15 protein-coding genes are annotated in these 17361 nt (G+C 71.7%); 12 read left to right on the top strand and 3 right to left on the bottom strand.

Annotated features, from left to right (window positions below; translation table 11 throughout):
* Nucleotides 1-43 precede the first annotated feature (43 nt).
* The 8 genes from ABZ783_RS32445 to ABZ783_RS32410 all read left to right on the top strand — a co-directional run bounded on the left by ABZ783_RS32445 (nucleotide 44) and on the right by ABZ783_RS32410 (nucleotide 10386).
* The gene (locus ABZ783_RS32445; RefSeq protein ID WP_357445226.1) at nucleotides 44-1939 is read left to right on the top strand and encodes a glycosyltransferase family 2 protein; all 1896 of its coding nucleotides are present in this window, start codon (nucleotides 44-46) and stop codon (nucleotides 1937-1939) included.
* Entirely contained in the window at nucleotides 1936-3093 is a 1158-nt protein-coding gene (locus ABZ783_RS32440; protein WP_357445223.1) for a glycosyl hydrolase, read from the top strand. The genes ABZ783_RS32445 and ABZ783_RS32440 overlap by 4 nt, the downstream gene beginning before the upstream one ends.
* 113 nt (nucleotides 3094-3206) lie before the next feature.
* Complete coding sequence (locus ABZ783_RS32435) at nucleotides 3207-4403, top strand: glycosyl hydrolase (RefSeq protein ID WP_357445220.1); 1197 nt, start codon at nucleotides 3207-3209, stop codon at nucleotides 4401-4403.
* A 121-nt stretch (nucleotides 4404-4524) separates the two neighbouring features.
* Nucleotides 4525-5673, top strand: coding sequence for a glycosyl hydrolase (locus ABZ783_RS32430; protein WP_357445217.1), 1149 nt, complete (start codon nucleotides 4525-4527; stop codon nucleotides 5671-5673).
* Between the two features lie 169 nt (nucleotides 5674-5842).
* Nucleotides 5843-8122: an FAD-dependent monooxygenase gene (locus ABZ783_RS32425; RefSeq protein ID WP_357445214.1), complete on the top strand. Its 2280-nt coding sequence runs from the start codon at nucleotides 5843-5845 to the stop codon at nucleotides 8120-8122.
* A 23-nt stretch (nucleotides 8123-8145) separates the two neighbouring features.
* Nucleotides 8146-8439, top strand: a complete 294-nt coding sequence (locus ABZ783_RS32420; RefSeq protein ID WP_357445211.1) for an antibiotic biosynthesis monooxygenase family protein — start codon at nucleotides 8146-8148, stop codon at nucleotides 8437-8439.
* Entirely contained in the window at nucleotides 8436-9662 is a 1227-nt protein-coding gene (locus tag ABZ783_RS32415; protein ID WP_357445208.1) for a cytochrome P450, read from the top strand. Before ABZ783_RS32420 ends, ABZ783_RS32415 begins: the two co-directional genes overlap by 4 nt.
* Nucleotides 9663-9723: 61 nt before the next feature.
* Complete coding sequence (locus ABZ783_RS32410) at nucleotides 9724-10386, top strand: TcmI family type II polyketide cyclase (protein ID WP_357445205.1); 663 nt, start codon at nucleotides 9724-9726, stop codon at nucleotides 10384-10386.
* A gap of 45 nt (nucleotides 10387-10431) precedes the next feature.
* On the opposite strand, the gene ABZ783_RS32405 is transcribed toward ABZ783_RS32410, so the two are convergent.
* Nucleotides 10432-10599 (bottom strand): hypothetical protein, encoded by a 168-nt coding sequence (locus tag ABZ783_RS32405; RefSeq protein WP_198940372.1) that lies wholly within the window; start codon nucleotides 10597-10599, stop codon nucleotides 10432-10434.
* 168 nt (nucleotides 10600-10767) lie between these two features.
* On the opposite strand from ABZ783_RS32405, the gene ABZ783_RS32400 reads away from it, so the two are divergent.
* Nucleotides 10768-11139, top strand: a complete 372-nt coding sequence (locus tag ABZ783_RS32400) for a DUF1622 domain-containing protein (protein WP_357445201.1) — start codon at nucleotides 10768-10770, stop codon at nucleotides 11137-11139.
* An 11-nt stretch (nucleotides 11140-11150) separates the two neighbouring features.
* On the opposite strand, the gene ygiD is transcribed toward ABZ783_RS32400, so the two are convergent.
* Nucleotides 11151-12020: a 4,5-DOPA dioxygenase extradiol gene (ygiD, locus tag ABZ783_RS32395; protein WP_357445198.1), complete on the bottom strand. Its 870-nt coding sequence runs from the start codon at nucleotides 12018-12020 to the stop codon at nucleotides 11151-11153.
* A 303-nt stretch (nucleotides 12021-12323) separates the two neighbouring features.
* On the opposite strand from ygiD, the gene ABZ783_RS32390 reads away from it, so the two are divergent.
* The 3 genes from ABZ783_RS32390 (at nucleotide 12324) to ABZ783_RS32380 (ending at nucleotide 15035) form a co-directional block, all read left to right on the top strand.
* Nucleotides 12324-14300 carry a heavy metal translocating P-type ATPase gene (locus ABZ783_RS32390; RefSeq protein ID WP_357445256.1) on the top strand — a complete coding sequence of 659 codons (1977 nt, stop codon included), beginning with the start codon at nucleotides 12324-12326 and terminating at the stop codon, nucleotides 14298-14300.
* A gap of 33 nt (nucleotides 14301-14333) precedes the next feature.
* The gene (locus ABZ783_RS32385) at nucleotides 14334-14624 is read left to right on the top strand and encodes a GNAT family N-acetyltransferase (protein ID WP_357445195.1); all 291 of its coding nucleotides are present in this window, start codon (nucleotides 14334-14336) and stop codon (nucleotides 14622-14624) included.
* A 129-nt stretch (nucleotides 14625-14753) separates the two neighbouring features.
* Complete coding sequence (locus tag ABZ783_RS32380) at nucleotides 14754-15035, top strand: hypothetical protein (protein ID WP_357445192.1); 282 nt, start codon at nucleotides 14754-14756, stop codon at nucleotides 15033-15035.
* Between the two features lie 433 nt (nucleotides 15036-15468).
* Here ABZ783_RS32380 and ABZ783_RS32375 read toward each other — a convergent pair whose 3' ends face one another.
* Nucleotides 15469-17280 (bottom strand): sulfatase, encoded by a 1812-nt coding sequence (locus ABZ783_RS32375; RefSeq protein WP_357445189.1) that lies wholly within the window; start codon nucleotides 17278-17280, stop codon nucleotides 15469-15471.
* Between the last annotated feature and the right edge of the window lie 81 nt (nucleotides 17281-17361).

The raw sequence follows: 17361 nt of genomic DNA, 5'->3' as shown, positions 1-17361 counted from the left end.
CGCGCCGAGTTCGTGGCGAGCAAGTCGAACCCTTGGGGGAAACGTGGGCGTCGCTGTCGATACGCGCCGGTCTGAATCCGCGGGGGAGGGGACCCCCGGCCGGCGTCAGACGGTCACCTCGGCGCAGCCGCCAGCCGGCCGGCGCCCCGACCGTCGGCAACTGAACATCAAGGCCCGCCTCGCGTACGCGAAGTGCGGTGCGGTCGCCGGACCGCTGGTCGCGCCGCGTGACCCGCAGGCGCCGGTCGAGTTCCGCCGGGTCGCCTCGCCCGCGGCCCGGCTGATGCTGACCCTGCTCGTCCTCGTCAACAGCGCGGCCGGGTTGTTGCTCGTCGGGTGGCTGCTGCTGCCCGCGCACGTACCCGGCTCGGGCGTGCTCGGGCTCGGCGGCTGGCAGACGGCGGCGGCCCGGCTCGGCTTCTGCGTGGTCGTCGGGGTCGAGCTGATCCGCCTCGCGCAGAACGTGGTCGTCTGGGTGTTCGCGTACAACGCCAAAGACCCGGTGCCGGTCGATCCTCCGGTCGGTCTGCGGGTGGCGCTGCTCACCACGATCGTGCCCAGCAAGGAGCCGATCGACGTCGCCGAGCGGACCCTGCGGCGGCTGCGGCAGATCGTCTACTGCGGTCAGGTGGACGTCTGGATCCTCGACGAGGGGGACGATCCGGCGGTGCGGGAGATGGCCGCCCGGATCGGCGTGCACCACTTCAGCCGTAAGGGCCGCCCCGAGTACAACCAGCCGAGCGGTGAGTTCCGCGCCCGGACGAAGTCGGGCAACCACAACGCCTGGCGGGCCGAACACGAGGACCGGTACGACGTGGTCGCCAACGTCGATCCGGACCACGTGCCGCTGCCGAACTTCCTGGAACGGACCCTCGGCTACTTCCGCGACCCGGACGTCGCCTTCGTGGTCACGCCGCAGGTCTACGGGAACATGCACCAGAACTTCGTGGCCCACGGCGCCTCGGTCCAGCAGTACCTCTACAACGGGCTGATCGCCCGCGGCGGGAACGGCCTGGACGCGCCGCTGCTCACCGGCACCGGCCATCTCTACCGGCCGTCGGCGTGGCGGACCATCGGCGGCTACCAGGACTCGATCATCGAGGACCACCTGACCAGCATCCGGATCCACGCCGCCGTCAACCCGGAGACGGGCAACCAGTGGAAGGGCGTCTACACCCCGGACGTGGTCGCCCTCGGGGAGGGCCCGACGTCGTGGGCGGACTACTTCAACCAGCAGAAGCGCTGGGCGGCCGGCATCTGCGAGATCCTGGTACGCCCCGAGCTGCGCGCGCCGCGCGAGCTGCCCGCGCGACGGCGCTGGCAGTACCGCCTGCTCCAGTTCTACTACCCGAGCGTGGCGGTCAGCCTGTTGCTGGGGAACTTCGCCACGGCTCTGTACCTGCTCACCGGGGTGAGTTCGGCGCAGCTCGACCTCACCGTGTGGTCGGTGCTGTGGGGCTCGAGCATGGGCACCTGGTTCCTGCTGTGGCTCTGGCTGCGCCGCTTCAACATCGCGCCGCACGAACGGGAAGAGATCGGGCTGGTCGGCATGGCACTCGCGTTGTTCGCCGGGCCGGTCTACGTGGCCGCCGCGGTCGGTGCGCTGCTGCGGCGGAAGCTCGGGTTCGTGGTGACGGCCAAGGGGAAGTTGCGCACCATCGAGTCGCTCGGCACCTTCCGGCTGCACTTCTGCTGGGCCGCCTTCGCCGCTGGCCTGCTCGGGGCGAGTTTCGTGCTGGACCACGGCTTCACCATGCTGCGGGTGTGGCCGGTCCTGACCCTCCTGACCGGGCTCGTTCCGCCGCTGATCGCGCTCGTCTCGAACATCCGGGCCCGCCGCGAGCAACCCGACGACGCGGCCGAGCCCGCCGCCGGCGCCGACAGCGCGGAACGGCACCCGCCGAAGTCACGGGTGCCGGCTGAAGGGGTCCCGCGATGACGAGGCTCACGGTGCCGCGGGTCGTGATGCTGCTGATCGGCGCGCTGCTGGTGGTCTACGCCTTCGCCCTGCCGGCCGTCACCGCCTCCCGGGGCCCGGGGGATTCCCGGTCCGGCCGGGTGGCGAAGGCCGACGCGGAGGCGCTCGCCCAGCCCGGCGCATCGCTCCGACCGGCTCAGCAACTCTTCCCGCCGGCGGGAAAGACGTTCATCGGGGTGATGACCGAGAAGGGCCCGCACGACTTCACCGCGATGAACATGTTCACCGCGGCGGCGGAACACCAGCCGCAGGTCATGCTCTTCAGCTCCGGGTGGGCGGCCGACGCCTTCGACCGGACGCTGTTCGACCGGATCAAGGACCGGGGCATGCTGCCGATGCTGGGCTGGGAGCCGTGGGACTACCGGTTGGGTGAAACAGCCGTCCGGAAGGGGCTCCCGACCCCGGAGATCGACAGGGCACGGAACGAGCAACCCCAGTACCGGTTGTCCCACATCGCGCGTGGGGACTTCGACAGCTACCTGCGGTCCTGGGCCGACGGCATCAAGTCGCTCGGCTATCCGGTGGCCATCCGGTTCGGGCACGAGATGAACGGCTACTGGTACCCGTGGTGCGAGTCGGTCAACGGCAACCAACCGGGTGACTACGTCAAGGCGTGGCGGCACATCCATGACCTGTTCCGGGCCGCCGGAGCCACCAACGTCACCTGGGTGTGGAGCCCGAACAACAGGTGGGACGACTCGACGCAAGAACTTGCCACGTTCTATCCCGGGGACGACTACGTCGACTGGGTGGGCATCTCGGGCTACTACAGCACGGTGTTCACCTCGGACTACCGGTCCTTCGACACGATCTTCAGCCAATCCGTCCAGGAGATCCGGGCCTTCACCAGCAAACCGCTGGTCATCACCGAGACCGGTGCCTCCGACGCCAACGGGCGCAAGGCCGAGTGGATCACCGAGGCGTTCCAGATGCTGGCGCGCTACCGGGACATCATCGGCGTCATCTGGTTCGAGGTGGACAAGCAGAAGGAACTGGACTGGCGCATCGTCAGCTCACCGGCCGTGGCAAAGGCCTTCGCCAAGGCGGTCGCCGATCCTCGCTACCAGTTCACCTGGTCGCCCGACATGCTCCCGCGCACGAAGCTGGCCGATTAGATGCCCGAGCCCCAGTACCTGCCCGCGGATGACGACACGGCCGAGCTGGTCGCTCGAGCCGACAGCGAGGAACGCCCGCCGAAGTCGCGGGTGGCGGCCGAAGGGATTCTGCAATGTTGAGGTTGAGCGTTCCGCGGGTCCTGGTCGTGCTGATCGGCGCGCTGCTGCTGACCTACGCGTTCGCCATCGCACCGATCACCATGTCCGGGGGCCGGGAGGCCGGCCCGTCCGGCCGGGTTGCGCGGGCCGAGCCGGGCGCGGTGCGGACGGGCGAGGCGCTGGCGACGGTCGCACCGACCGCGCCGCCCCGACCGGCTGCGGAACTCTTCCCGCCGGCCGGTAAGGCGTTCATCGGCCTGATGACCGAGAAGGGCCCGCACGACTTCACCGCGACGAACATGTTCGCGGCGGCCGCCAAGCACGAGCCGCAGGTGATGCTGTTCAGTTCGGGGTGGGCGGCCGACCGGTTCGACCGGACGCTCTTCGACCGGATCAAGGACCGGGGCATGCTGCCGATGCTGGGCTGGGAACCCTGGGACTACCTGGTGGACCAGGCGGCCCGCGAGAAGAATCTGCCCGCCCGCGAGATCGACAAGCTCCGCTCCAACCAGCCCGCCTACCAGTTGTCCCGCATCACGGGTGGGGACTTCGACCCCTACCTGCGCTCCTGGGCCGACGGGATCAGGTCGCTCGGCTACCCGGTGGCCATCCGGTTCGCGCACGAGATGAACGGTGACTGGTATCCGTGGTCCGAGGCGACCAACGGCAACCGGCCGGGCGAGTACGTCAAGGCGTGGCGCTACGTACATGATCTGTTCCGGGCGGCCGGGGCCACGAACGTCATCTGGGTGTGGAGCCCGAATGCCCGCTGGGACAAGTCCACCGGGAACATGTCCGAGTTCTACCCCGGCGACGACTACGTCGACTGGGTGGGCGCCACGGGCTACTACGGCACGGGGGTCTTCACCGACTACCGCTCCTTCGAGGCGATCTTCGGCCCGACCATCACCGAGATCCGCACGTTCAGCAGGAAGCCGATGGTCATCACCGAGACCGGTGCCTCGGACGCCACCGGGCGCAAGGCGGAGTGGATCAAAGACGCGTTCCAGGTGCTGCCCCGATACCAGGACATCATCGGCCTCATCTGGTTCGAGGTGAACAAGGAGCTGGACTGGCGGGTCGCCAGCTCCCCTTCAGTGGCGAAGGCGTTCGCCGAGGGGGTCGCCGACCCCCGCTACCAGTTCACCTGGTCGCCGGGCTCGCTTCCGCGCACCGCGCCCGACAACCAGGCGTCCCGTGGCCCGGCGTGAGCAGCACGAGGAGACGAGCCGGCCGGTCCGGGCCGGCAGGAAGGAACGCCGCCCGCAGCTGTCGCGGGCGGCAGCGAAACGGGGGAGTGTCTTGGTAAGGCTTACTGTTCCACGGGTCGCGATGGTGTCGGTCGGCGTGCTGCTGCTGGCGTACGCCTTCGCTGTCGCGCCGGTCACCACGTCCCGGGACGAACCCGCGTCTCACCGGCCTGCGCCGGCCGAACAACAGGACTCGGTGGTGACGACCGAAGCCAACGGGCTCGCGCCAGCCGACCCGATCCTGTCACCACCACCGGGGCAGCAACTCTTCCCGCCCGCGGGGAAGACGTTCATCGGGGCCTTCACCCAGCAGGGCCCGTACGACTTCACTGCGCTGGACACGTTCACGGCGGCCGCCAAGCACCAGCCGCAGGTGATGCTGTTCAGCGCCGGGTGGGCGGCCGACCAGTTCGACCGGATGCCCTTCGACCGGATCAAGGACCGGGGCATGCTGCCGATGCTGGGCTGGGAACCCTGGGACTACCGGTTGGACGAAGCGGCCCGCAAGAAGCGGTTGCCCGCCCGTGAGATCGACAAGCTCCGCTCCAACCAGCCTGCCTACCGGTTGTCCCGGATCGCGCGGGGGGACTTCGACAGCTACCTGCGGTCCTGGGCCGAAGGGATCAAGTCGCTCGGCTACCCGGTGGCGATCCGGTTCGCACACGAGATGAACGGCTTCTGGTACCCGTGGTGCGAGTCGGTCAACGGTAACCGCAAGGGCGACTACGTCAAGGCGTGGCGCCACGTACATGATCTGTTCCAAACGGTTGGGGCCACCAACGTCAGTTGGGTCTGGAGCCCGAACGCCCGATGGAGCAGGTCGACGCCGAAGCTCTCCGCCCTCTATCCGGGCGACGACTACGTCGACTGGGTGGGCGCCACCGGCTACTACGGCACGGGGGCGTTCTCCAGGTACCGGTCCTTCGACTCGATCTTCAACCCCACCATCAAGGAGATCCGCACGTTCACCAGCAAACCCATGGTCATCACCGAGACCGGTGCCTCCGACGGCCACAAGCGCAAAGCCGAATGGATCAAGGAGGCGTTCCGGGCGCTGCCCGGACACCAGGACATCATCGGCCTCATCTGGTTCGAGGTGAACAAGGAGCTGGACTGGCGCATCGTGAGCTCCTCGGCCGCGGCGAAGGCGTTCGCCCAGTCGGTCGCCGGCCCGCGCTACCAGTTCAGCTGGTCGCCCGACATGGTCACGCGTACCGCACTGGACGACTAGTCCGGGCCCGTCCCCACGGCGTCACCGGTCGCGGACAGCCCGCCGCCCGCCGGTGACGGCGGGTTGACGCGACCTCCGGCAGGGTGCGCAGGACGACGTCGTGGTGGTCCGGGCCCGCCGGCCTCGACAGGTCCACCGTCTGCCCGCGTAGGCCGTCGAAGGAGACCTCATGATCAGGACGATGGTCCGGATGCGCGCGCGTCCGGGGTGCGAGCCCGCCGTGGCGGCGGCGTGGCGGACGGCCGCCGGGCAGATCGCCGGCCTGGCCGGCAACCTCCGGCAGGACCTGCTGCTCGACGCCAGCGACCCGCGCGTGTTCGTCGTCGTCACCGAGTGGGCCGACGAGTCGGCCCTGCGCGACTACGAGAACGGGGCGGTCGCCGGGCGCTTCGCCGGCGCCGTCCGGCCGCTGGTCGAGCCGCCCGGCCCGGGCAGCTACCGGGTGATGCGCGATCCCGGCGGTGCCGGCTCGACGATCTTCGTGGACGTCGAGGTCACCGTGCCGGCCGCCCGGCTCGCCGAGTTCGAGCGCGGCTACGCCGAGGTCCTCACCCGGATGGCCGGGATACCCGGGTACGTGCGCGAGGAGCTGCTGCGCGAGCCCGGTGCGGACATCTTCCACATCTTCGCTGAATGGAACAGCGAAGCCGAGTTCTACCGCTGGATCGGCGACCCGGCGCACGCCGAGCAGGAGGCTGGGCCGATCGCACCGTTCCTTCTCGACTTCCGGCGCCGCCTGTTCCACGTCGCGGCCGATTCCGGAAGCACCTGGGCACTGAGTACCGGCAGGGAGGCCGACGTGGACAGGACAACGGACGTACTGGTCGTCGGGGCGGGGCCCACCGGGCTGACCGCCGCCGTCGAGCTGGCCCGGCGCGGCATCGAGTGCCGGGTGATCGACAAGCTGGCCACGCCGCCCGGGCAGGCGGACAAGGCGATCGGCGTGCACTGCCGCACGATGGAGCTCTGGGAGGACCAGGGCATCGTGCGGGAGGCCATGGACGCCGGGATCTGGCTGACCGGGAACATGGTGTTCGTCAACGGTGTGGAGACCCACCGGATGAGCTGGGAGCTGCCCGAGCTGCCGTACGCCCACCTCGGCCTGCCCCAGTACGAGACCGAGCGGATCCTCACCGAACGGCTGGCCACCCTCGGCGTACGCCCGCAGCGCGGCGCCGAGCTGGTCGAGTTCACCCAGGACGACGACGGCGTGCTGGCCACGGTCGCGACCGCCGACGGTGGCCGGGAGACGATACGGGCGAAGTACCTGGTCGGCTGCGACGGCGCGCACAGCCGGGTCCGCGAGCTGCTCGGCTTGACCTTCACCGGCGGGCTCGGCCGGTTCCCGCAGCTTTTCATGCTCGGCGACGTCGACGTGGACTGGGACATGCCGGACGGCCACCTGCTCCGGTTCCTGCACGAGACCGACGGCCGGATGGACGGGATGCTCGTCTGCGTCCCGCTGCGCGGCGAGGCCCGGTACCGTATCGCGACGTTGGCGCCGCCCCGGTTCTTCGCCCAGACCGGCGGGCAGGACGCACCGCCGGGGTTCAGCGAGGAGCTGGCCGCGCCGACGCTCGCCGACGTACAGGCCGCGCTCGACCAGCTGGCCCCGCCCGGCACCCGGGCGTCGAACCTGCGCTGGTCGTCGGTGTTCCGGATCAGCCACGGCATCGTCGACCGCTACCGGGACGGCCGGGTGTTCGTGGCCGGCGACGCCGCGCACCTGCACCCGCCCGCCGGCGGCCAGGGCATGAACACCGGAATCCAGGACGCCTGGAACCTGGCCTGGAAGCTGGCCCTGGCGGTACGCGGAATCGCGGCGCCCGGGCTGCTCGACAGCTACGAGACCGAGCGGCGCCCGGAGGGCGAGGAGATCGTCGGGCGCGCGGTCCGGATGGCCTTCACCGACGAGCTGGACCGCGAGGACCTGAAGCGCCAGTTCCTGCAGGAGATGTCCATGCTGCTCAGCTACGCCGACAGCCCGCTCGTCGGCGAGTGCCTGACCGACCCGGACGCGCTGCGGCAGGGCCCCCGGCCCGGCGACCGCGCCCCCGACGTCGGCGGCCTGCGCCGGCAGGGCGTCGGACACCCGCTGCGCCTGCGCGACCTCACCCGCGGCACCCGGCACACCCTGCTGGTGTACGCGGACGGCTCCGCCGACGAGGCGGCGCTGGCCGCGGTGGAGAAGCTGTACGCCGAGGTCCGCGGCCAGACGGCCGGGGAGGTCGACGGGTACCTGCTGCTCGGCCCGGACGCCCAGGCGCCGCGGCTGCTCGCGCCGCCGGTGGTACGCGACGACGAGGGCCGGTTCCGCGCCGCGTACGGGGTCGCCGGCGCCGCCCTGTACCTGGTCCGGCCGGACGGGCACGTCGGGTTCCGCAGCCAGCCGATCGACGCCGACGCGCTGCGCAAGCACCTGCACCTGGTGTTCGGCGGTGCGCGATGACCCGGGTGCGCACCGTGCTCGCGATGCGGACCAGGGAAGGCTGCGAGGACCGCTTCGAGGCGGAGTGGCTCTCCGCGGCCGAGGAGATCCGCACCCTGGACGGCTGCCTGCACCAGGACCTGGTCCGCGACGCCGACGACCCGCGCAGCTATCTGATCATCAGCGACTGGGCGGACCGGGAACGGCTGGACGCCTTCGGCCGCAGCGAGCACCGGGACCGGCTCCTGCGCATGATCCGTGAGCTGCGCGAATCCGCGCAGCGGCACACCTACCAGGTGCTGCACAGCGTCGGCAGCGAGCCCGAGGAGGCGAGATGACCGAGCCGGCCCTACCCGCTTCGGAGTTCTACACCGACGAGTTCGCCGCCGACCCGTATCCCAGCTTCGCGCGGCTGCGGGACGACCGACCGGTGTGCCCGGTCAGCTCGCCCCGCTTCGACCAGTACCTGATCACGAGGTACGACGACGCCAAGACGGCGCTGACCGACCCGCGGCTGTCCAAGGACCTCTACGGCCCCGGCCAGCACTACCTGCGGCTCTTCGGGCCGAACTCCGAGGGCCTCAACAAGAACATGCTCAACTCGGACCCGCCGGAGCACACCCGGTTGCGCCGGATCATCTCGCAGGCGTTCGCGCCGCGCCGGATCGAGGCGCTGCGGCCGCGGGTGGCGCAGATCGTGGACGGCCTGCTCGACAGGATCGTCCCGCAGGGCCAGGCCGAGCTGATGCACGAGTTCGCGATCCCGCTGCCGATGATGGTGATCTGCGAGCTGCTCGGCATCCCCGAGGCCGACCACGGGCGGGTGCTCGACTGGACCCAGGTGATCCGGACCTCCGGGTCCTCCCGCCGCCCTCCACAGGAGGAGCGGGCGGCCGTACAGGAGGCCCAGCTGAAGCTGCACGACTACCTCGTCGACCTGATGCAGGCCAAACGCGCGCACCCGGCCGACGACATCATCGGCGCGCTGATCGACTCCTGTGACCGGGATCGGGCATTGTCCGAAGCGGAACTGGTCACCACCACGTTCCTGCTGCTGTTCGCCGGGCACCAGACGACCGCGGACTTCCTCGGCAACGCCACGCTGGCCCTGCTGACCCATCCCGAGCAGCTGGAACTGCTGCGTACCACGCCACAACTGCTGCCGTCGGCGATCGAGGAACTGCTCCGGTTCGACGGCCCGCTGCCGGTGGCCAGCCCGCGGATCGCCACCGAGGACGTCGAGTACGAGGGGGTGTGCATCCCGCGCGGGTCGATCGTCGGAGTGGTGATCAATGCGGCCAACCACGACCCGGCGCACTTCACCGACCCGGACCAGCTGGACCTGCGGCGCGTCCGCGGCCCGCACCTCGGCTTCGGTCACGGCGTCCACTACTGCCTGGGCGTCTCGCTGGCCCGGATGGAGGCGCAGATCGGCCTCAGTGCGCTGCTGCGCCGGCTGCCCGGGCTGCGGCTCGCCGTGCCGGTCGCCGAGGTACGCCGGCTGCCGGCCGCGTCGCCGTTCCGGGGCCTGCTGGAGCTTCCGGTCACCTTCGCCGCCTGAGCACCTCCGGTGCGCCGCGTCCCCGTCCGCCGTACAACCGAAACCCACCCAAGGAGCAGCCATGGTCTTCCGGAACGTGATCGTCTGCCGCATGGTCCCCGGCAGTGAGAACATCGTCGGCGACGTCTTCGGGCACTACGACAAGACCACCCGACCGCAGGACCTCGGAGTCATCGGGCGGATCCTGCTGTCGCACCACGACCTCTACATCCACGTCATCGAGCGCAAGCAGGACCCGAAGGTGTCCGGCCAGACCCGTGGGCTGCCCGCGTTCCAGAAGATCGCCGAGGCCATCGGCCCGTACGTGACGCCGTACCCGAGGTACTGGAAGAACCCGTCCGACTCCGTGGCGAAGGAGTTCTACCAGTGGGTGCCGGACGGGAAGGGGCCGGAGGACACCACGCTGACCATGATCGTGGGCCGGATCAAGCCCGGCGCCGAGCCCGACGTGGCGCGCGTTTTCACCGAGTCCGACGCCGGCCCGCTCCCCGCCGAGCTGGGGGTCACCGGACGCTGGCTGTACGCCATCGACGACGTCTACGTGCACCTGCTCGAGCAGGACGCGTCGCTCGCCGAGGCCATGCGGCACAACCACGACAAGCCGGCCTTCAGCAAGGTGATGGAGGACCTCAGCCCCTACATCAGCCCGTACCGTCCGGACATCTGGCGCGGGCCGCAGGACTCGGTGGCCAAGCCGTTCTACCGCTGGCGAGCCGAGGACTGACCAGTCCGACCGAGGTGGGGGCGTCGGCCGACGCCTCCACCGTCGTCACTCGTCCACGACGGTGTCCGTCTCGCCGTCGTGCTGGAACCGCACCGGCTGGTGCTCGTCGGGCCGTGGGTTCTGGGACGGGGTGTGGTGCGGGTCCCCGTCAGGGGAGAAGAGCACCTCGTCGGTCTTGTGGGTCTTCTCCTCGTCCTCTTCCGGCTCCGTCACGTCCGCTCCTCGCCAACTGCGCCTCGCCTGTGCTCCCACCCTAGGTGGGCGGGATGGGCCGCCGCAGGCTTTCCCGTCGTCGCACTCCGAACTGCCGAAACCGCCCAGACGGCGGCCGGAGATGCGGGATGGTGGGTCCCGCAGCGAGCCGGGTGCCGGGGGTGACGGATGCCGACCAGGGAGATCATCCAGCTGATCGGCGAGTCCCTGGACCTCGCCGGGGTGCTGGTCATCGCCGTGGGCGTCATCATGGCCACGGTCGTCTTCGTGCGCGGCTGGTGGCGGACCCGCCGGCTGGTCGACGTCTACCCGCCCTACCGGCAGGGCGTCGGGCGAGCCATCCTGCTCGGCCTGGAGTTCCTGGTCGGTGGTGACATCATCCGTACCGTGGCGGTCTCGCCCACCTTCGCCAGCGTCGGCGTGCTGGCCCTGATCGTGCTGGTCCGGACCTTCCTCAGCTTCTCGCTGGAGGTGGAGATCGACGGCCGGTGGCCCTGGCAGAGCCGCAATCCGGCGACCGGGCACCGGACCGTGCGGTAATTCCGCGCCGATCAGATGTTGGCCGAGTCCGGCGGCACTTCCCTCGGGAGCGCGGGTGCGCCGGCGGCGGGCTCCTCCTGGCGGCAGTGGAGCCCCAGCGTGTACGCCGTCATCGACAGCGAACCGTACGCGTATCCGTCGACCAGCACGTCCGGCCGGCCGTCGTCAGCGCCGGCCAACCCGGCCAGGTAGAGCAGCGGGATGAAGTGGTCGGGGGTCGGTACGGCCAGGTCGAAGTCGCGGTGCCCATCCAGCCGGGCCGCCTCGGTCGGGCTGCCCCGCATGATGTCCCGGGCCGCGTCGTCGAAGCGCCGCGCCCAGTCGAAGCCCTCGTCGGTCAGCCGGGGGTCCACTCCACCCAGGTTGTGCACCACGTTGCCGCTGGCCACGACGAGGACGCCGCGCTCGCGCAGCGGCGCGAGCCGGGCGCCGAGGTCGAGGTGGTAGTCCAGCGGCTTGAACGCGTTGATGCTGAGCTGCACCACCGGGATGTCCGCGTCGGGAAAGGCGTGCGTCAACACCGACCAGGTGCCGTGGTCGATGCCCCACGAGTCGAGGTCGGCGCCGATCCAGGTGGGATGCACCGCGTCGCTGATCTCCTCGGCCAGTTCGGGCAGCCCGGGCGCCGGGTAGCGCACGTCGAACAGCTCCTGCGGGAAGCCGTAGAAGTCGTGGATGGTGCGCGGCCGGGGCATCGCGGTGACGGCGGTGGCGCCGATGTACCAGTGGGCGGAGACCACCAGGATCGCCCGGGGCCGGGGCACCGCCCGGCCGAACTCCCGCCAGGCGGCCGTGTAGCGGTTGACCTCCAGGGCGTTCATCGGGTTGCCATGCCCGAAGAACGCCGCCGGCATCACCGTCTCGGTCATCTGGCTGCTCATGCCGTCCTCCGGCTCCGTCGTGAGCCGAGCGTAACCCCGGGTGGCCGTCCGCACCGGCCCACCGCAGTACCGGCAACTCGGCAACCACGCCGAGCCGTGCCTGCCGGCCTGCGGCCCGCCACGTCGGGCACTCGTTGGTCTGATCTCCCTGCTTGGCCCGTGCGGCGGGGAGCCGGGAGCCGTAGCCTCCGATGGAACCCGCGGGAGGCGAGAGCGGTGGACCACAGCGCCGGGCGGCCGGGCGGCGCCTGCGGCCGGGCGGCGCACCACCGGCACGACAAGCACGCCGGCCACGACCCGGCGATGTTCCGCCGTCGGTTCTGGCTCTGCCTGGCGCTGACCGTGCCCGTCGTGCTGACCAGTCACCTGGTGATGAGCTGGCTGCACTATTCGCTGCACGTCCCGGGTGTGACGTGGGTGGGTCCGGTGCTCGGCTCGGTGGTGTTCGGCTACGGCGGTTGGCCCTTCCTGGTCGGGGCCGTCCGGGAGGTGCGGGACCGGGCGCCCGGCATGATGCTGCTGATCGGGCTGGCGATCACCGTGGCCTACCTCGCCTCGGTGGCGACCACCATCGGCGTCTTCCACCTGGACTTCTGGTGGGAGCTCGCCGCGCTGGTCACGATCATGCTGTTCGGCCACTGGCAGGAGATGACGGCGATCGGTCAGGCGCGCGGGGCCCTGGCCGCGTTGGCCGCCCTGCTGCCGGACGAGGCCGAACGGGTCGGGCCGGACGGCTCGGTGCAGCGGGTGGCGGTGGCCGGGCTGCGCCCGGATGATCTCGTGCTGGTCCGTCCCGGCGGGCGGGTGCCTGCGGACGGGCACGTCGTCGAGGGCACCGCCGAACTGGACGAGTCGATGATCACCGGGGAGTCGCGACCGGTGCCGCGCGGGACGGGGGACCGGGTGGTGGCGGGCACGGTGGCCACCGACTCGGCCCTGCGGGTACGCGTCGACGCGGTGGGGGAGGACACCGCGCTGGCCGGTATCCAGCGGCTGGTCGCCCAGGCGCAGGAGGCCGGCGGCCGGGCCCAGGCGCTCGCCGACCGGTTCGCCGCGTGGTTGGTCTACGTCGCCACCGCCACCGCCGCGGTCAGCCTGGTCGTCTGGGCCGCGCTGGGCCGGGTGGACGAGGCCGTGGTACGCACCGTCACCGTGCTGGTGATCTCCTGCCCGCACGCGCTCGGCCTGGCGATACCGCTGGTCATCGCCCTGTCGACCAGCGTGGCGGCGCGGGTCGGGATCCTGGTGAAGGACCGCCTGTCGCTGGAGCGGATGCGCAGCGTGGACGCGGTGCTGATCGACAAGACGGGCACGCTCACCAAGGGGCAGCACACCGTGACCGGGGTTGCCGCCGTCGACGGCCTCGGCGAGGACGAGGTGCTGCGGCTGGCCGCCGGGGTCGAGGCCGACAGCGAGCACCCGCTCGCCCGGGCCATCGTCGCGGCGGCCCAGCGGGTCGGCCCGGCCACCGGCACCGACTTCCGCTCTCTGCCGGGACGCGGGGTTCGGGCCACGGTGGCCGGGACGGCGTACGCGGTGGGTGGGCCCGCCCTGCTCCGGGAGTTGCCCGCCGAGGTCCCGGACGGGCTGCGCCGCGCCGACGGGGAGTGGGCGGCGCGGGGCGCCGCCGTGCTGTATCTGGTCCGGCTCGACGACGCTCCGCAGGTCGTCGGCGCGCTCGCGCTTGAGGACGAGGTACGCCCCGAGGCCCGCCAGGCGATCGTCGAACTGCGGCAGCTCGGGGTCCGGAAGATCGCGATGATCACCGGGGACGCCCGCCCGGTGGCGGAGGCGGTCGCGGCCGACCTCGGGTTCCGGCCCGACGTGGACGAGGTGTTCGCCGAGGTGCTGCCCGCCGACAAGGACGAGATCGTGGCGGGCCTGCGGGAGCGCGGCCACCGGGTGGCGATGGTGGGGGACGGCGTCAACGACGCGCCCGCCCTCGCCCGGGCCGACGTCGGGCTGGCCATCGGCGCCGGTACGGACGTGGCCATCGAGTCGGCCGGTGTCGTGCTCGCCTCCTCCGACCCGCGCGGTGTCGCTGCTGCGGTGCGGCTGTCCAAGGCGTCCTACCGCAAGATGGTCCAGAACCTGATCTGGGCGGCCGGCTACAACGTGGTGGCGATCCCGGTGGCCGCCGGTGTCTTCGCCTGGGCCGGTGTCTCGCTCAGCCCGGCCGCCGCCGCCGTGCTGATGTCCGCGTCGACGATCGTCGTGGCCCTGAACGCCCAGACACTTCGGTGGGTGCGGCTGACCTCCGGGGACCCGGGAGCCCGCTGACCGCCGTGGTTGGATGGCGGGGTGCAGTTTACCGTGACAGACGTACCTGAGCGGGAGCGATTCGAGGCGCGGGACGAGGCGGGGACGCTCGCCGGGGTGGTCACCTATCAGCTGACCGGCAGCATCATCGCCTACACCCACACCAAGGTCGACCCGGAGTTCGAGGGTCAGGGGGTCGGATCGACCCTGGCCCGGGCGGTGATGGAGGACGCGCAGACCAGGGGCCGGACAGTGGTGCCGATCTGCCCGTTCCTCAGCGGGTGGCTGGGCAAGCACCCGGAGTTCGAGAAGATCGTGGTCCGGTCGACTCGGAAGATCAAATAGACGGCGCACCCGGCCTGAGAATTCCCTGAGTGACGGACGCCTCATGGACGGTGACCGGTCGCCCGGGGCAGGTTTGACGTCAACCTGCTCCGGTCATCGAACCCAGAGCGAGGACGAGAGGGGAAAGGGGTGCCCGAGACGAACCGCGTCCGGCCCAGTCACGACGCAGTGCTGCCGGACGACGTGATCGACACGCTGCTGTGGCGGGTGGCGTACGACGTGGCCGCCGCTCACCAGCCCGACGCGACGGGCGCCTGTGCCAGTCCCCTCTGCGTCGACCAGGGCGTGCCCTGCGCGCCACTGGTCTACGCCCGCCGGGCGATGCTGGTGGCCCGGGGCGGCGGGCGGCGGTACGCGACCCAGGAGGCGCCCGACCCGATGGCAAGCGACCGGCGGCGCGACGCCGCCTGACGACGGCGCACCCAGCGACCCGCGGGGGTCGCCGACACTCGCCGCGGTCTGAGCCCGGCGCCGGCTGCGCACCTCCTCCCGAGCGTCGCGGAGGCGCGACCACGCCACCGCCCCCGCGCCGAAGCTGCCGCCGGCCGTGGCGGAGCTGCTCCTCGCCCCGGAGCTGCCGCGGGGCATCCTGGCGAAAGTTCTCCTCGCCCACTACAGACCTGATGGCGTAAACGATTCAGGCCCGGTCGTCGTGGGCTGAGTCGGGCACGCAGTCAGCTCGAAAGGGCTCGACGCGGACAGTCTCCCGGGCCGATCCAGCTACGTCATCAAGTTCGTAGCGCCGGGCAGGAGCCCGCCGTGCGACGCCCACCGCACCCGCCAGAATGTCCGGCTCGTCCGCCACAGCCCTCAGGCCTGTCGACAGGGGCATGGCGCGGCCGGCTCAGTGGGTCGGGCCGAAGGCGGCGAGGAACCGGTCCCGGAAGGCGTCCATCGGCCACACCGGCGCCTGCGGCCCGGGGCGTAGGCCGTCCTGCCAGCCCCACCCGGCGATCCGGTCCAGCACCCTCGAGTCCTTCGCCACGAAGGTGATCGGCACGTCCCGGCTGGCGTGCTCGCTGGTCACCGGCGCCGCCGGCTGGTGGTCGCCCAGGAACACCAGCACCAGGTCATCCCCGCCGTACGTCAGCACGTACGAAACCAGAGTGCGCAACGTGTACTCGATCGACTGCCGGTAGCCGGCGCGGATCGCGGCGCTGTCCCGCCGCACCGGGCCCTCGATCCTGGCCTGGTGGAAGATCGTGCCGTCGCCGACCGCCGCCCACGGCACCGGCTGGGGGATCGCCGACCACGGCGAGTGGCTGGAGATCAGCGGGATCTCCGCCATCAGCGGGGCGTGCGGTTCCGCCCGCTCCAGCCGCTGAAAGGTGGCCAGGGCGTACTGGTCGGGCATCGGCGCGTAGCTGAACTTCGGGCCGCGGTAGGCGAGCTTCTCGGCGTCGTAGTAGCGGTCGAACCCGAAGAACCTCCCCTCCGGCCACGGCTGGGTGGTGGCCGGCATCACCCCGACGGTCTGCCAGCCGGCCCGGTGGAACGCACCGTTCAGGGTCAGCCGGTCGCCGGCCAGCAGGTCCCGGTGGCGCTGGTCGTTGTCGATCCACAGCCCTGAGAGCAGGGTGTCGTGCGCCAGCCAACTGCCGCCGCCGAAGGTGGGCGAGCGGAGGAAGCCGCTGCGCGCGTCGTACCCGGCCGCCCGCAGCCGCCGGTAGCCGTCGTCGAGCACCGCGGCCACGCCCGGCGCGAGCCCGGGGGCCTCGACGGCGTCCCGGCCGTAGCTCTCCACGAACGCGACCAGCACGTCCTTGCCCCGCAACGCGGTCAGCAGCCGGTCACCGGGGACGTCCCGGTACGCGTCGACGGACACCTCCCGGGCGAACGCGACGCGGTCCCGCAGCCCGGCGCGGATCTGCCCGGCGTGTGCCGCGACCAGGGCGGTCGCGTCCCGGTCGGCGACCGGCACGCCGTCGGCGAGCCGGACCCCGAACAGGGCGCAGCCCAGCCAGAGCACCGACAGCGCCGCGACCACCCGCACCGACGTGGCCCGGTGCCGGACGGCGACCCGGGCCAGCCGCAGCACACCCCAGGCCACCAGGACCGGCAGGCCGACGGCGAGCAGCAGCGCCCCGGCCGCCGCGGCGACCGCGCCGGTCCGGCCGACCGAGTCGGCGAGGAAGCCGAAACCGTCGTCGAACAGCCTCCAGTCGAGCAGCACGTCGAACGGGCGGCCCCGGGCCGCGAAGAAGCCCATGTCCAGCAGCTTGAGCAGGCCGAGCAGCCCCAGCACCAGGCCGAGCAGCACCGCGACCGGCCGGCGCGCCCGGGCCGGGAGGACGACCAGCAGCCCCGCCGCGACCAGCCCCTCCAGCGGGATCCGCAGGAACGCGCCCGGCCCGAGCCGGTGCAGCTCGTCCGGTACGACCAGCGCCGCCACCACCAGCACCCCGGCCAGCCCGGTGCCGACCCCGGCCAGGATCCGGCGTCCCCGCGGCGCCGCCACCTCGCGTGGCACGGTCGGCTCCTCCGGCGCGATCGCCCCGCCCGGCAGCGCAGGCTCCTTCGGCGGCCCGGCCTCGCCCGGTAGCGTCGGCTCCTTCGGCGGCCCGGCCTCGCCCGGTGAGGTCGCCGAGCCCGGGGTGCGGGGCGGCGGAACGGGCGGGCCCACGGCCGGCCGCCGCCGGGAGATGAGGGGTGACACGGCGACGTCCTTCCCTGCGGGGTGAACTCAGACCGGCTGGTGAGCGGTGATCCGGGCGGGCGGCGCTGCCGCACCGCCCGG

It is taken from the genome of Micromonospora sp. NPDC047738 (assembly GCF_040642675.1).
In the GTDB taxonomy this organism is placed as follows: domain Bacteria; phylum Actinomycetota; class Actinomycetes; order Mycobacteriales; family Micromonosporaceae; genus Micromonospora.
The sequence above is the reverse complement of the archived record's forward strand: the minus strand, read 5'-3'. Positions and strand labels throughout refer to the sequence as shown.

Coding starts and splice junctions, on each gene's coding strand:
- ABZ783_RS32440 (WP_357445223.1), top strand. CDS start 1,936: ATGACGAGGCTCACGGTGCCGCGGGTCGTGATGCTGCTGATCGGCGCG.
- ABZ783_RS32435 (WP_357445220.1), top strand. CDS start 3,207: ATGTTGAGGTTGAGCGTTCCGCGGGTCCTGGTCGTGCTGATCGGCGCG.
- ABZ783_RS32430 (WP_357445217.1), top strand. CDS start 4,525: ATGGTGTCGGTCGGCGTGCTGCTGCTGGCGTACGCCTTCGCTGTCGCG.
- ABZ783_RS32425 (WP_357445214.1), top strand. CDS start 5,843: ATGATCAGGACGATGGTCCGGATGCGCGCGCGTCCGGGGTGCGAGCCC.
- ABZ783_RS32420 (WP_357445211.1), top strand. CDS start 8,146: ATGCGGACCAGGGAAGGCTGCGAGGACCGCTTCGAGGCGGAGTGGCTC.
- ABZ783_RS32415 (WP_357445208.1), top strand. CDS start 8,436: ATGACCGAGCCGGCCCTACCCGCTTCGGAGTTCTACACCGACGAGTTC.
- ABZ783_RS32410 (WP_357445205.1), top strand. CDS start 9,724: ATGGTCTTCCGGAACGTGATCGTCTGCCGCATGGTCCCCGGCAGTGAG.
- ABZ783_RS32400 (WP_357445201.1), top strand. CDS start 10,768: ATGCCGACCAGGGAGATCATCCAGCTGATCGGCGAGTCCCTGGACCTC.
- ygiD (WP_357445198.1), bottom strand. CDS start 12,020: ATGAGCAGCCAGATGACCGAGACGGTGATGCCGGCGGCGTTCTTCGGG.
- ABZ783_RS32390 (WP_357445256.1), top strand. CDS start 12,324: ATGTTCCGCCGTCGGTTCTGGCTCTGCCTGGCGCTGACCGTGCCCGTC.